We start from the raw sequence: 14,040 nt of genomic DNA, 5'->3' as shown, positions 1-14,040 counted from the left end.
CGGATGAGTTTTTTAAATAACAGTATTATTTATCATATTGCAATTATTTTATATGCTTGTAGCATTAGTTTATATTTTATAGATTATTTCCAAAGTAACCGAAAGGCGAACCGATTTGCTTTTTGGTTACTTGCGATTGTATGGGTCCTGCAGTCTATTTTTATGTTGCTTAGAGCTACAGATTCAGAAACGAATCCTATTTTAACTTTATTATCAGGGATTTATTTTTATGTTTGGTTATTGATTACGATGTCGTTAGTTATTAATCGATTTATGAGAATTGACTTTTTAGTCTTTTTTACAAATGTTGTAGCATTTGGCGTAAGCGCTTTTTCTATTTTTACACCGCTCGGAAAGATGTCGCCAGTACTTGCGGAACAATTAGTTTCAGAACTTGTATACGTGCATGTCGGTATGGCAATTATTTCTTACGCAACGTTTACTGTATCGTTCATTTTTTCTATTATGTATTTATTGCAATATCGCCTATTAAAAAAGAAAAAATGGAATGCGAGATTAAGAAGGTTAGGGAATTTACCGAAGCTAGAATCTATGTCTTACGGATTAAATTTATTTTCTGTTCCATTTTTCTTACTAGCAATTTTATTAGGATGTATATGGGGATATACAAAATTGGATAATTTCCATTGGTATGATACGAAAGTAATCGGATCTTTTGTCGTTCTATTTGTGTATTGCACAGGTTTATATTTACGAGCGGCAGATGTGTTGCAAGGTAAGAAAATTGTACAGTGGAATATCGGATCGTTTCTCGTAATGCTAGTAAACATTTTTCTATTAAGCAGTTTATCCAATTTCCACTTTTGGTATTTATAATGAGGAGAGAGAATTATGCGCAAAATTATTGTAGGATCACGAAAGAGTAAACTAGCATTAACGCAAACAAACTGGTTTATTGATCAGTTAAAAGCCCTAGGTCTACCATATGAATTTGAAGTGAAAGAAATTGTCACAAAAGGTGATGTTATTTTAGATGTTACTCTTTCAAAAGTAGGCGGAAAAGGCTTGTTCGTTAAAGAAATTGAGCATGCGTTACTTACGAAAGAAATCGATATGGCTGTACATAGTATGAAAGATATGCCAGCTGTACTTCCAGAAGGTTTAATGATTGGCTGTACACCAAAGCGTGTTGACCCTCGTGATGCTTTTATCTCAAAAAATGGAGCATCGTTTAAAGAGTTAGCGGAAGGTGCTATTTTAGGTACGAGTAGTTTAAGACGTAGTGCACAGCTACTCGCTGCGAGACCAGATTTACAAGTGAAGTGGATTCGCGGGAATATCGATACACGTTTACGTAAATTAAAAGAAGAAGATTACGATGCGATTATTTTAGCGACAGCTGGATTACAAAGAATGGGCTGGGATAATGATGTTATTACAGAACATTTAGATGATACGTTATGTGTACCTGCTGTAGGACAAGGTGCATTAGCGATTGAGTGTCGTGAGGATGATAAGGATTTATTGCAGTTGTTAGCGCATATTAATGATACGATAACAGAAAGAACAGTGGCAGCGGAGCGAGTATTTCTTCATAAACTTGAAGGTGGATGCCAAGTTCCAATTGCTGGATATGCAACCCTTACAGAAAACGATGCAATCGAATTAACAGCTCTTGTCGGCTCTATGGATGGCTCTGTTTTATTAAAAGAGACAGTAGTGGGTACTAATCCTGAGGAAGTAGGGTTAGAGGCCGCGGACCGTTTAATTAAACAAGGCGCCAAAGAACTCATTCTTGCTGCAAATAAGGAGCAACAATAAATATGAACGCTCTCGCTGGAAAAACGGTATTGATTACACGTGCCCAGCATCAAGCGAAACAAATGAGTGTGGCAGTGAAAGAAAAGAGCGGAATTCCATTGGAAATTCCGCTTTTGCGTATGGAAGGTATGTCTCATAGGCAAATTCAACATATTGAAGAGCAGCTACATTCATACGACTGGGTTATTTTTACGAGCAGAAATGGTGTAGCTTTTTTTCTAGATAGTTTAAAAAAGAAACTACCGCTAACCATTAAAATCGCTGCGGTAGGTGTGAAAACAAAATTAGAGTTAGAAAAAAGGGGCTATCAAGTTCATTTTGTTCCGACTTCATTTGTTGCAGAAGCATTTGCAGAAGAGTTTCTAAAAGAATTAAGTGGAAACGAACGTATTTTATTTCCGAAAGGGAATTTAGCAAGAGAGGTAATTCCGGTTGCACTTCGGGAAATTGGTATTTCTCTAGATGAGCTAATCGTATACGGTACGAAAGTGAATATAGAAAAAAAGCAAGAACTTATAGCAGCATTGAAGTTAGGGAAAGTAGACATTATTACATTTACGAGCCCTTCAACTGTTACTAGTTTTGTTCGTTTACTTGAGGGTACAAACTGGAGAGAATGGACAAAAAAATGTACAATTGCTTGTATAGGACCTATTACGGAAAAAGAGGCAAGTCTTTATTTTCCGTCTGTTATTGTGCCGAAAGAGTACACTGTAGAAGCATTACTACAATATGTTTGTGAATCTATAAAATGAAAGAATGGGGATAGAAATCTATGAACTCTTTACAATTTAATCGTCATCGTCGTTTAAGACAAAGCGGGGGCATGCGTGCACTTGTGCGTGAAACGTTTTTACATACGGAAGATTTTATTTACCCTATTTTTGTATTAGAAGGTGAAAATGTTCGTAATGAAGTTCCTTCTATGCCGGGCGTATATCAAATGTCTTTAGATTTATTGCAAGCTGAAATGCAAGAAGTTGTTGATTTAGGTATTCGTTCTGTTATTGTATTTGGTTTACCTGCTGAAAAGGATGAAGTTGGATCATCAGCATATTGTGATCATGGAATTGTACAACGTGCTATTCAGCAAATTAAAGGTGATTTCCCTGAGCTAGTAGTAGTTGCAGACACATGTTTATGTCAATTTACAAGCCATGGTCATTGCGGTGTAATTGAAGATGGGATTATTTTAAATGACGAGTCTCTTGCAGTTCTTGCGAAAACAGCTGTAAGTCAAGCGAAAGCAGGAGCGGATATTATTGCGCCATCAAACATGATGGACGGCTTCGTAACAGCAATTCGTCATGCATTAGACGAAAATGGTTTTGGACACGTGCCAGTTATGTCGTACGCTGTGAAATATTCATCAGCATTTTATGGACCATTCCGTGATGCTGCGCACGGTGCACCGCAATTTGGTGACCGTAAAACATATCAAATGGATCCGGCAAACCGTATGGAAGCATTCCGTGAAGCAGAATCAGATGTAATGGAAGGTGCAGATTTCTTAATCGTAAAACCAGCTCTTTCTTACTTAGATATCGTTCGTGATGTGAAAAATAACTTTAATTTACCAGTTGTCGCTTATAATGTAAGTGGTGAATATTCGATGATTAAAGCGGCAGCGCAAAATGGTTGGATTAATGAAAAAGAAGTTGTTCTTGAAAAATTAATTAGTATGAAACGTGCAGGGGCAGATTTAATTATTACGTATCATGCAAAAGATGCAGCAAGATGGTTACAAGAAGGAGGCGCTAAATAATGAAAAAGTTTGATAAGTCAATTGCAGCGTTTGAAGAGGCGCAAGACTTAATGCCTGGTGGCGTAAATAGCCCGGTTCGTGCCTTTAAGTCTGTTGGGATGAATCCGTTGTTTATGGAGCGTGGAAAAGGCTCTAAAGTATATGATATCGATGGGAATGAATACATCGACTACGTATTATCATGGGGTCCTTTAATTCATGGTCATGCAAATGATCGTGTTGTAGAAGCGTTAAAATCTGTTGCTGAAAGAGGTACAAGCTTCGGTGCACCAACAGAAATTGAAAATAAATTAGCAAAACTTGTTATTGAGCGCGTGCCATCAATTGAGATTGTGCGTATGGTTAACTCTGGAACGGAAGCAACAATGAGTGCACTACGTTTAGCTCGTGGTTATACAGGTCGTAATAAAATCTTGAAATTTATTGGTTGTTACCACGGTCATGGTGATTCGTTATTAATTAAAGCTGGTTCTGGTGTGGCGACTTTAGGTTTACCAGATAGTCCTGGTGTACCAGAAGGTGTAGCGAAAAATACGATTACAGTAGCTTATAACGATTTAGAAAGCGTAAAATACGCGTTTGAACAATTCGGTGATGATATTGCTTGTGTAATTGTAGAACCAGTAGCAGGAAATATGGGGGTTGTTCCTCCGCAGCCTGGATTTTTAGAAGGTCTTCGTGAAGTAACAGAAGAAAACGGTGCATTGCTTATTTTTGATGAAGTAATGACAGGGTTCCGAGTAGCTTATAATTGTGGCCAAGGTTATTATGGCGTAACGCCTGATTTAACATGCCTAGGTAAAGTAATCGGTGGTGGTTTACCGGTAGGAGCATACGGTGGTAAAGCGGAAATTATGCGCCAAGTTGCGCCAAGCGGACCGATTTACCAAGCTGGTACTTTATCAGGTAACCCACTTGCAATGGCGGCAGGTTATGAAACGTTAGTACAGTTAACGCCAGAATCATATGTAGAATTTGAGCGTAAAGCTGAAATGTTAGAAGCTGGATTACGTAAAGCAGCTGAAAAACATGGCATTCCGCATCATATTAACCGTGCAGGCTCTATGATTGGTATTTTCTTTACAGATGAACCCGTTATTAATTACGATGCAGCAAAATCTTCAAACTTAGAATTCTTTGCGGCTTACTATCGTGAAATGGTAGAACAAGGTGTATTCTTACCACCATCTCAATTCGAAGGTTTATTCTTATCGACAGCACATAGTGATGCAGATATTGAAGCGACGATTGCAGCAGCTGAAATTGCAATGTCAAAATTAAAAGCGTAGTGTATTAGAGAAAATCGCTCTCCATAAGGGGAGCGATTTTTTTTATTCATAAAGTAAGCTTCCCACACATAAATCTGTAATGACATATAGTTTGGGAGGGGGAAAAGAAGTGGCTACAGATCATTCATTACGATTTTCATTAAAAGAATCTGTGTGGTTCCAAAAAGGACAGGAAGTCGAAGAACTTTTGTCAATTTCGTTAGATCCAGACGTTGAGATAGAAGAGATTGATCATGAAGTAATCGTGAGAGGACAATTAGATTTAACGGGAGAGTATGTTGCACGAAAAGATGATTCCGCGTATTCATTAAGAGAACTATCGCCAGCAAAGTCAATTGATTATGTAGAAACAAGAGAAGATGGGGTTAATGAACTTGTTCATTCCTTTCCACTTGAAATATCAATTCCGAGAAATCGAGTGAAAGTAATTGAAGAGCTATATGTATCAATCGAGGAATTTGATTATGAATTAAAGGAAAATGGTTGCTTACAATTATTAGCGGATATATCTATTACCGGTTTGTGTGATGAAGAGAGAAGCGAGGATGAAGTTGAAGAGGAAGAAACGGTGTATGCTGAGTTAGAAGAAGATTCAGCGCAAGAGGATGAAAATAGACCGGCGCCGCATGTAGAAGAACCAGCATATAAGGAATCAGATGAGTGGGAAGATTACGCGTTTGAACCGTTCCAATTAGAGGAAAGAAAAGAGCAGGAATTAGAAGAAGAGAAAATAGAAGAACATGAATTTGTGGAACGTGAAGAGGAGCAAGAAACAACGCCGCAATTTGAACTGTTCGGACGAAAAGATTTCAAGAAAGAAAAAGCGAAAAAGCAGGAAGAACAAGAAGAAGAGTACTCACAGCGAGATGAAAATGCGCTTTATTTAACAAAACTATTTACGAAAGAACCGGAAGAAGAATTTACAAAGTTAAGAATGTATTTCGTGCAAGAAGGGGATACAATTGAATCTATTGCAGACCGTTATGAAACGTCTGTACAAAATTTATACCGTGTCAATCAAACAGAAGATATATTTTTAAATACGGGGCAAATTATTTATATTCCCGTTTCAAGGGTAAAGGCGAAATAAGGAAGTGAGTGTTTTCACTCACTTCCTTTCTTAGAGGCTATGTTTTGAATAGAAAGGGTTATTCGTATGGATATTGAGTTGCGAAATCACTATGAACCTATCGTGAGGCAATATAGATTGGATACGCAGCATATGGAAGAGCACGGAAATGTAATGAAAATTTATACGAATCAAGGTCCATATGCACTCAAGAAAATAGAAGGCAGAAAGTTAGAGCGGAATAACTTTCTGCATCATATTCAATATTTGAAGGAGAAAGGTTTTTCAAATTATGTACCTATATATCATGCGACGGATGGAAGTTATATTTTAAGTGACGGGACGTATAATTATTATTTAATGCCTTGGTTAGAACGTGCAGAAGGAAACGGTGAGGACAATGATCAATACCATAAAATGTTTCAGACACTTGGAACGTTGCATCAAAAAACTGTGAAGGAAGAAACGTATACGGAAGAAGATTTAGAAAAACATTATACAAGTATATCCGATCGTTGGGAAAATGATGGTGAGATGTTAGAAGAGTTTCTCGTAGAATCTGAATCAAAATGGTATATGTCCCCGTTTGAATTGCAATATTGTACGTACTATCATCATGTAATGAGAGCGCGTGAATTTGCAACGAAGCAATTAAATGAGTGGAACGATGCGATGAAAGAAAAAGAGAAAACGCGTATTACTTTTGTGCATGGTAATGTGTCACTGAATCATTTTTTATTTGACTATGAGCGGAATGGCTATTTTATTAGTTTAGAAAAATCGAAGTTTGCAACGCCTGTGCAAGATATAGTAGGTTTTTATTCACGGTCTTTAAACACATATCCAATCGCAAGAAGTGATCGGTTTGAATGGTTTCAAATGTATCAAAAAAATTTCCCTTTTACGAAAGAAGAGCAACTACTTATGTTTGCGTATATGACGTATCCATCACAATTTATTCGGCAAATCCAGTCTTATAAGAAAAGAAGAGATAATCGCAACGAGGAAAATGAACTGCGCGGAGTAAAGAGTTTGCAACAATCGCATTGGCTCGTTAGCAATATAGAATATTTCCTGTCACAATTACAAGCTGCCCAGCAAGGGAACGGATAAAGTAAACATTCCCCGCTGATGATTAGCCTTCACCAATTGGGCGTTTACGGGCAGCAGGGCTCCCATCTAACTTCTTTGCTTCAGCTGAGTTTTGAGGTGGAGGTCTTACTGCCCACAAATAGCGTGGTAAAGAAGATAAGTAGAGGATTCTACTTATCTTCTTTTTGGCACGAAAAGCTGTAGTTTTAAATTTATCTTGACGAATAAGGTTTCGTTTTTTACACTATTGTATATAATAATTAACAATCATATAAATGCCTTGAAGGGGAAGAGTATAACATGAAACGTCTTCAGAGAGGAGAATCATTAGCTGGGAGATTCTCTAGATAGTTATGTTAGAAGGTAGCCCTGGAGCATCTTTTCTGAACAGAATAGTTCTTATTAGGAAAAGACGGATTTGTCCGTTATCAAATTAAGAGTATAAGCAAATTATGAATTTGTTTGTAAATAAAGGTGGTACCGCGATGTCCCTCGTCCTTTTTGGATGAGGGACATTTTTTATTTTAAGGAGGGAAAATAATGTCAAACACGGAAAAGAATTTACCAACTAAATATGATCATATGTCCGTTGAAGAAGGCCTTTATCAATGGTGGCTTGAAGGCAAATATTTTGAAGCAACAGGAGACGAGAAGAAACAACCGTATACAATTGTAATTCCACCTCCGAACGTAACTGGTAAGTTACACTTAGGTCACGCTTGGGATACAACTCTTCAAGATATTTTAACTCGTACGAAGCGTATGCAAGGATACGATGTACTATGGCTTCCAGGAATGGACCATGCTGGTATCGCAACACAAGCGAAAGTAGAAGGAAAACTTCGTGAAGAAGGTATTTCACGTTACGATCTTGGCCGTGAAAAATTCCTTGAAAAAGCTTGGGAGTGGAAAGAAGAGTACGCTTCTCACATTCGTCAACAATGGGGGAAAGTTGGTTTAGGACTAGACTATTCTCGTGAACGTTTCACATTAGACAAAGGTTTATCAGATGCGGTTAATAAAGTATTCGTTCAATTATACGAAAAAGGCTTAATTTACCGTGGTGAATATATCATCAACTGGGATCCAGCTACACGTACAGCTCTTTCTGATATTGAAGTAATTCATAAAGAAGTTCAAGGTGCATTCTACCATATGAACTATCCGTTAACAGATGGTTCTGGTCATATTCGTCTTGCGACAACTCGTCCAGAAACGATGCTTGGTGATACAGCAGTAGCAGTTCATCCAGAAGACGATCGTTACAAACATTTAATCGGAAAAACAGTTACACTTCCAATCGTAGGCCGTGAGATTCCGATTATTGCTGATGAGTACGTAGAAAAAGATTTCGGAACGGGCGTTGTAAAAATTACACCAGCTCATGACCCGAATGACTTTGAAGTAGGTAACCGTCATGACTTACCACGCATTTTAGTAATGAACGAAGATGGAACAATGAACGAAAAAGCTGGTAAGTATAACGGTATGGATCGTTTCGAATGCCGTAAAGAATTAGTAAAAGACTTACAAGAAGCTGGCGTATTAGTAGAAATCGAGCCACATATGCATTCAGTAGGTCATAGTGAGCGTAGCGGTGCAGTTGTTGAGCCTTATTTATCAACACAGTGGTTCGTAAAAATGGCTCCACTTGCTGAAAAAGCAGTAGCGCTTCAACAAAAAGAAGAAGAAAAAGTAACGTTCGTACCAGAGCGTTTTGAAAACACATATTTACGTTGGATGGAAAATATTCATGACTGGTGTATTTCTCGTCAATTATGGTGGGGACACCGTATTCCAGCTTGGTACCATAAAGAAACTGGTGAAGTATACGTAGGTACAGAAGCACCAGCAGATATTGAAAACTGGAATCAAGATAACGATGTACTTGATACATGGTTCAGTTCAGCGTTATGGCCATTCTCAACACTTGGTTGGCCAAATGAAGATTCAGCAGACTTCAAACGTTACTATTCAACAGATGCACTAGTAACGGGTTATGATATCATCTTCTTCTGGGTATCTCGTATGATTTTCCAAGGTTTAGAGTTTACAGGCGAGCGTCCATTTAAAGATGTATTAATTCACGGTTTAGTTCGTGACGAGCAAGGTCGTAAAATGAGTAAATCTCTTGGTAACGGTATTGACCCAATGGATGTTATCGAGAAGTACGGTGCAGATGCAATGCGTTTCTTCTTATCAACAGGAAGTGCACCAGGTCAAGATTTACGTTTCAGCATGGAAAAAGTAGAATCTACTTGGAACTTCATTAATAAAATTTGGAACGCATCACGTTTCGTATTAATGAACATGGATGATATGAAGTATGAAGAAATCGATTTAACTGGTGAAAAATCAGTTGCGGATAAGTGGATCTTAACTCGCTTAAACGAAACAATCGAAAGCGTAACACGTAACATGGATAAATATGAGTTCGGTGAAGCTGGTCGTTCATTATACAACTTCATTTGGGACGATTTCTGTGATTGGTATATTGAAATGGCGAAACTTCCACTATACGGTGAAGATGAAGCAGCTAAGAAAACAACTCGTTCTATTTTAGCTTACGTATTAGATCAAACAATGCGTCTATTACACCCATTCATGCCATTCGTAACAGAGAAAATTTGGCAACATTTACCGCATGAAGGCGAGTCTATTACAGTAGCTGCGTGGCCAACAGTTCGCGAAGATTTACAAGATACGGAGGCTGCGGCAGAAATGCACCTTCTAGTTGATATCATTCGCTCTGTTCGTAACATCCGTGCAGAAGTAAATACGCCAATGAGCAAAAAAGTTCAAATGCAAATTAAAGCAAAAGATGAGGCTGTACTTGCTCAACTTACGAAAAATAGCTCTTACATTGAGCGTTTCTGTAACCCAAGCGAATTAACAATTCAAACAGACTTACAAGCGCCAGAAAAGGCAATGACTGCAATCGTATCAGGTGCAGAGTTATTCTTACCGTTAGCTGATCTTATCAATCTTGATGAAGAGAGAGCTCGTCTTGAGAAAGAACTTGAGAAGTTCGATAAAGAAGTAGAACGTGTACAGAAGAAACTTTCTAACCAAGGTTTCGTAGCGAAAGCTCCTGCAGCGGTTATTGAAGGAGAGCGTGCGAAAGAGCAAGATTACCTAGAAAAACGCGAAGCAGTTCGTCAACGTCTAGCAGATCTTGAAAAGTAAAAATGTTTTTAGAGACTCACTATATTGGTGAGTCTCTTTTCTTTGCGTATAATAGAACTATGAAAGTTGTCTTTTGAAAGGGGAAAAACATACGTGATACATACATACGAAGAAGCGATAGGGTGGATCCATAGCCGATTGAAATTTGGAATTAAGCCAGGATTAGAAAGAATGAGATGGATGTTAGAAGAACTTGGAAATCCAGAGCGTCATATAAAATGTGTTCATCTTGCTGGTACAAATGGAAAAGGTTCAACGTTAACATATATGCGTTACATGTTAGAAGGCGCGAAATATAAGGTAGGAACGTTTACCTCTCCTTACATCGAATCATTTAATGAACGCATTAGTGTGAATGGAACACCAATTGCAGACGAAGAGATTACTGAACTTGTAAAGCTGGTAAAACCAGTCGTGGAAAAACTAGATGAAACGGATTTAGGGGAAGCGACAGAGTTTGAAATTATTACTGTTATGGCGATTTGCTATTTCGGCAAATTCAATTTCTGTGATGTTGTTTTATTTGAAACAGGGCTTGGTGGACGTTTTGATTCTACCAATGTTATACACCCTGTTCTCACGATTATTACGAATATCGGTCACGATCATATGCATATTTTAGGAAATACACTAGGAGAAATTGCATATGAAAAGGCGGGGATTATTAAGTCTGGCGTGCCGGTAATTACTGGTGTACAAGATGAAGAAGCTTTGCAAGTCATTCAAAATGTTGCAAAGGAAAATCATGCAAACTTATACGAGATGGGCAACCATTTTACAGCATTACATAAACAGTCTAGTGAAGATGGAGAACAGTTCGATTTCACTTGTCCTTTCGCCTCTTTTGAAGATGTGCGAATCACAATGAAAGGCAGCCACCAAGTAGGAAACGCAGCACTTGCGCTTATGGCAGTCATGTATGTAAAAACATACTTATCATTTTTAATTGAGGAAGAAGAAATAAGAACTGGATTACAGGAAGCGTATTGGGTGGGGCGCTTTGAAAAACTGCAAAGTAATCCAGATATTATTATAGATGGTGCTCATAATCCAGAAGGTATCGAAAGCCTTGTGAAAACAGTAGAAGCGCATTACAAAGATAAAAATGTAATAGTGTTATTTACTGCCCTTGGTGATAAACAATTACATAACATGGTAGGCCAATTAGAAACCATTGCAGATGAAATTATTTTTACAACATTCGCCTTTGATCGTGCTATTTCTGCTGATAAGCTTGCATCATATTCACAGAAAGAATCAAAATTAGTTTTTGAAAATTGGAAAGAGGCAATTGATACAAAAGTTGAAATGATAGCAGAAAATGATGTTTTTATCATAACAGGTTCTCTTTATTTCATTTCTGAAGTACGAAAATATATTCGCGAGAAAAACTAGATAGTCTTTGCTATCTAGTTTTTTTGTTCTACAAATGAAGTCAAATGCATACATATAAGATAAATATATAGGGTTATTTGGCGAATTCCTCTGACAAATATCTCGTTTTTTTATGAAATGAATATGATATGATGCGGACAACGATAAGAGGTGAGGTGTGAGTGTATGGACAAGCAATCACGAACGATCTCAGTGAAAGTGAATGGAACAGAAGCGAAGTATGAGGAAAAAAAGAAAGATGAATTTGAATGGATGGTAGTAGAAAGTGAACGACCGAAAAATGTTGTTCCGTTTCAAAAAGCGAAATCAATGTCTGTGGAAAAATACCGAAAGAAGTGGAGTAATACATTAATTGTAATCGTTGCAACTGCAATCATTATCGGTACGGCGTTTGGAATGGGGATGCTTCATTTACTTACTGGACAAGGAACGACAGGAGGAAGTGAAGTGACAGCTTCAAGGCCGACTGGAAATGGAGAATCAAAGGTGGGTGGAACGGCAGAACAAACACCAGCACCGAAAGAAGAAAAACAAAAAGCACAGGCAGGAACGTCATTGGATCCGATGAAATTATTTTTTGTTCAAGGGGGGCTTTATTCTTCTGAAGAAAAGGGACAGGCAGCTCTTGAAGAATGGAAAGGCAATGGGGGCATTGGTGCTTTGAGACCAAGCGGTGATAAGTATGCAATAGTTGTTGGTATTGCTAGCGATGAACAGTCTATAAATCAATTAATGACTAAGTATAAAAATGATGGTGTCCCCGTTTTAAAAAAGAACTGGGATATAACAGATAAAGCATTGCTGAAAGATGATAAAGAAGTAGGAACATTTTTAACAAAAGTGCAGCCATTATACACTCATTTAGCAAAATATGCTTCTAGCGTACAAGTTGGTGGAAAAAGCAGCGCAAAAGATATAGAAGCAATTGAAAAAGAATGGAAAAAGGTTGAAAAAGAAGGGGAAAGTATGAAACAAGAAGAAGCAAAGAAACTGTATATGTATACGTCGGTAGCTGTACAAACAGTAAAAGATGGGAAGATGGATAAGGAATCTTTGGCGAAATTAAATCAAGTTATTATTGATGGTTTACTCTCGTATGAAAAAATTGTTTCGTAGAAAGTGAAATGATAGGATAATAAAATGAGTAAGAAAGAAGTACATGTACTTCTTTCTTTTCTTTTGAATTTAGAGCAAAGTGCGTTCTCTATGACAGGAATATAATCGTATGCAATAAAGAAGTGTTATTTTAGTTAGAGAAATTAATATTTCTTTCATTTGTGGGCAAACTATTCCTTTGATACGATTAATATAAATTGTTCTGCTTCATGTGAGAAAGGAAGGAGAAAATATGAGAAAAATAATTTTAGCTTCAGGGTCACCTCGGAGGAAGGAATTGCTTGAGTTAGCTAGTGTGCCATTTGAAATCGTTGTAAGTGAAGTAGAGGAAACAATTGGTGCATATTCATCGCCTTCTGATATTGTAATGTCGCTTGCCTTGCAAAAAGCATCAGCGGTGGCAGAAAATAATAGTGATCACATTGTGTTAGGTGCAGATACAATTGTTACATATGAGTCGCGTATTCTTGGTAAGCCTTCTAATGAGGATGAGGCGAAAGAAATGTTACAATTACTATCAGGGAAAACACATGAAGTGTATACAGGTGTTGCGATTATAGCAAAAGAAAAAACGGTTACTTTTTATGAACGTACAGAAGTTACATTTTGGGAGTTAACAGAAGAGGAAATTGATACATACGTCGCGTCGAAAGAACCTCTTGATAAAGCCGGTAGTTATGGGATTCAAGGTAAAGGATCTATTTTCGTTCAAAATATTCAAGGGGACTACTATAGTGTAGTTGGCTTACCAATTGCACGTCTCGTTCGGGAATTAAAACAATTTGATATTGATGTAACCCATGCGTAAAATTGCATGGGGTTTTCTTTGAGAGAACAAATAAAGGGGTGGAGAGATGAACGGTATTCGTGATGTTGTAAGAGAAGAACAGCCACGGGAGCGTTTATTGTTAGAAGGTGCTGGAAGTTTATCAAATCGAGAGCTTCTCGCAGTATTACTCAGAACAGGTTCTAAAGAAGAAACAGTTTTAAAGTTGTCAGATAAAATTTTACATCAATTTGATGGCTTACGTATGTTGAAAGATGCAACATTAGAAGAGCTAATTAGTATACATGGTATTGGGATTTCAAAGGCATCGCAACTTATGGCAGCCTTTGAAGTAGGCAGAAGAATGGTACGTTTAGAATATCAAAATAGATATAGTATTCGAAGTCCAGAAGATTGTGCGAAATACATGATGGAAGAAATGCGTTTTTTACAACAAGAGCATTTTGTTTGTGTAAATGTAACATAAACACTAATAAAATTCTATATCTAATACTTCTGTAAATCCGTCTTTTTTATCAATTTTGATATTCTCTATGAACATATTCATAAATTGTTTTTT

At 37.4% G+C, this 14,040-nt stretch carries 11 protein-coding genes, 1 pseudogene and 1 other annotated feature; all 12 genes and pseudogenes read left to right on the top strand.

Features of this window, described 5'->3' with window-relative positions:
- The first annotated feature begins 3 nt into the window (after nucleotides 1–3).
- Nucleotides 4–837: a cytochrome c biogenesis protein gene (locus ACTFP3_RS15765; RefSeq protein WP_000008991.1), complete on the top strand. Its 834-nt coding sequence runs from the start codon at nucleotides 4–6 to the stop codon at nucleotides 835–837.
- Between the two features lie 15 nt (nucleotides 838–852).
- A complete protein-coding gene (hemC, locus tag ACTFP3_RS15760) occupies nucleotides 853–1,782 on the top strand; it encodes a hydroxymethylbilane synthase (RefSeq protein ID WP_001226407.1) in 930 nt (309 codons plus the stop codon).
- A 2-nt stretch (nucleotides 1,783–1,784) separates the two neighbouring features.
- Nucleotides 1,785–2,537 carry a uroporphyrinogen-III synthase gene (hemD, locus tag ACTFP3_RS15755; protein ID WP_149149933.1) on the top strand — a complete coding sequence of 251 codons (753 nt, stop codon included), beginning with the start codon at nucleotides 1,785–1,787 and terminating at the stop codon, nucleotides 2,535–2,537.
- 20 nt (nucleotides 2,538–2,557) lie between these two features.
- On the top strand, nucleotides 2,558–3,547 hold the full coding sequence (hemB, locus tag ACTFP3_RS15750; RefSeq protein WP_001087065.1) for a porphobilinogen synthase: 990 nt from the start codon (nucleotides 2,558–2,560) through the stop codon (nucleotides 3,545–3,547).
- Nucleotides 3,547–4,836 (top strand): glutamate-1-semialdehyde 2,1-aminomutase, encoded by a 1,290-nt coding sequence (gene hemL, locus ACTFP3_RS15745; protein ID WP_000712937.1) that lies wholly within the window; start codon nucleotides 3,547–3,549, stop codon nucleotides 4,834–4,836. The genes hemB and hemL overlap by 1 nt, the downstream gene beginning before the upstream one ends.
- Before the next feature lie 79 nt (nucleotides 4,837–4,915).
- Nucleotides 4,916–5,926: a stage VI sporulation protein D gene (spoVID, locus tag ACTFP3_RS15740; protein ID WP_440010805.1), complete on the top strand. Its 1,011-nt coding sequence runs from the start codon at nucleotides 4,916–4,918 to the stop codon at nucleotides 5,924–5,926.
- A gap of 66 nt (nucleotides 5,927–5,992) precedes the next feature.
- Nucleotides 5,993–7,018, top strand: a complete 1,026-nt coding sequence (gene ysxE, locus ACTFP3_RS15735; protein WP_000350658.1) for a spore coat protein YsxE — start codon at nucleotides 5,993–5,995, stop codon at nucleotides 7,016–7,018.
- 250 nt (nucleotides 7,019–7,268) lie between these two features.
- Nucleotides 7,269–7,500, top strand: a binding site (T-box leader).
- 37 nt (nucleotides 7,501–7,537) lie between these two features.
- Nucleotides 7,538–10,183, top strand: coding sequence for a valine--tRNA ligase (locus ACTFP3_RS15730; protein ID WP_000072250.1), 2,646 nt, complete (start codon nucleotides 7,538–7,540; stop codon nucleotides 10,181–10,183).
- 93 nt (nucleotides 10,184–10,276) lie between these two features.
- On the top strand, nucleotides 10,277–11,578 hold the full coding sequence (locus ACTFP3_RS15725; RefSeq protein ID WP_139849804.1) for a bifunctional folylpolyglutamate synthase/dihydrofolate synthase: 1,302 nt from the start codon (nucleotides 10,277–10,279) through the stop codon (nucleotides 11,576–11,578).
- 165 nt (nucleotides 11,579–11,743) lie between these two features.
- Nucleotides 11,744–12,694 carry a stage II sporulation protein B gene (locus tag ACTFP3_RS15720; protein WP_440010803.1) on the top strand — a complete coding sequence of 317 codons (951 nt, stop codon included), beginning with the start codon at nucleotides 11,744–11,746 and terminating at the stop codon, nucleotides 12,692–12,694.
- A gap of 232 nt (nucleotides 12,695–12,926) precedes the next feature.
- Nucleotides 12,927–13,502, top strand: coding sequence for a Maf family protein (locus ACTFP3_RS15715; protein WP_001226291.1), 576 nt, complete (start codon nucleotides 12,927–12,929; stop codon nucleotides 13,500–13,502).
- A gap of 46 nt (nucleotides 13,503–13,548) precedes the next feature.
- Nucleotides 13,549–13,935: pseudogene (locus ACTFP3_RS15710) on the top strand (UPF0758 domain-containing protein); the annotation flags it as partial.
- Nucleotides 13,936–14,040: the final 105 nt, after the last annotated feature.

This window comes from Bacillus cereus group sp. MYBK5-2 (genome assembly GCF_051915685.1).
In the GTDB taxonomy this organism is placed as follows: domain Bacteria; phylum Bacillota; class Bacilli; order Bacillales; family Bacillaceae_G; genus Bacillus_A; species Bacillus_A cereus.
Note: the sequence above shows the minus strand (reverse complement) of the source record. Positions and strands in the feature narration are given on the sequence as shown.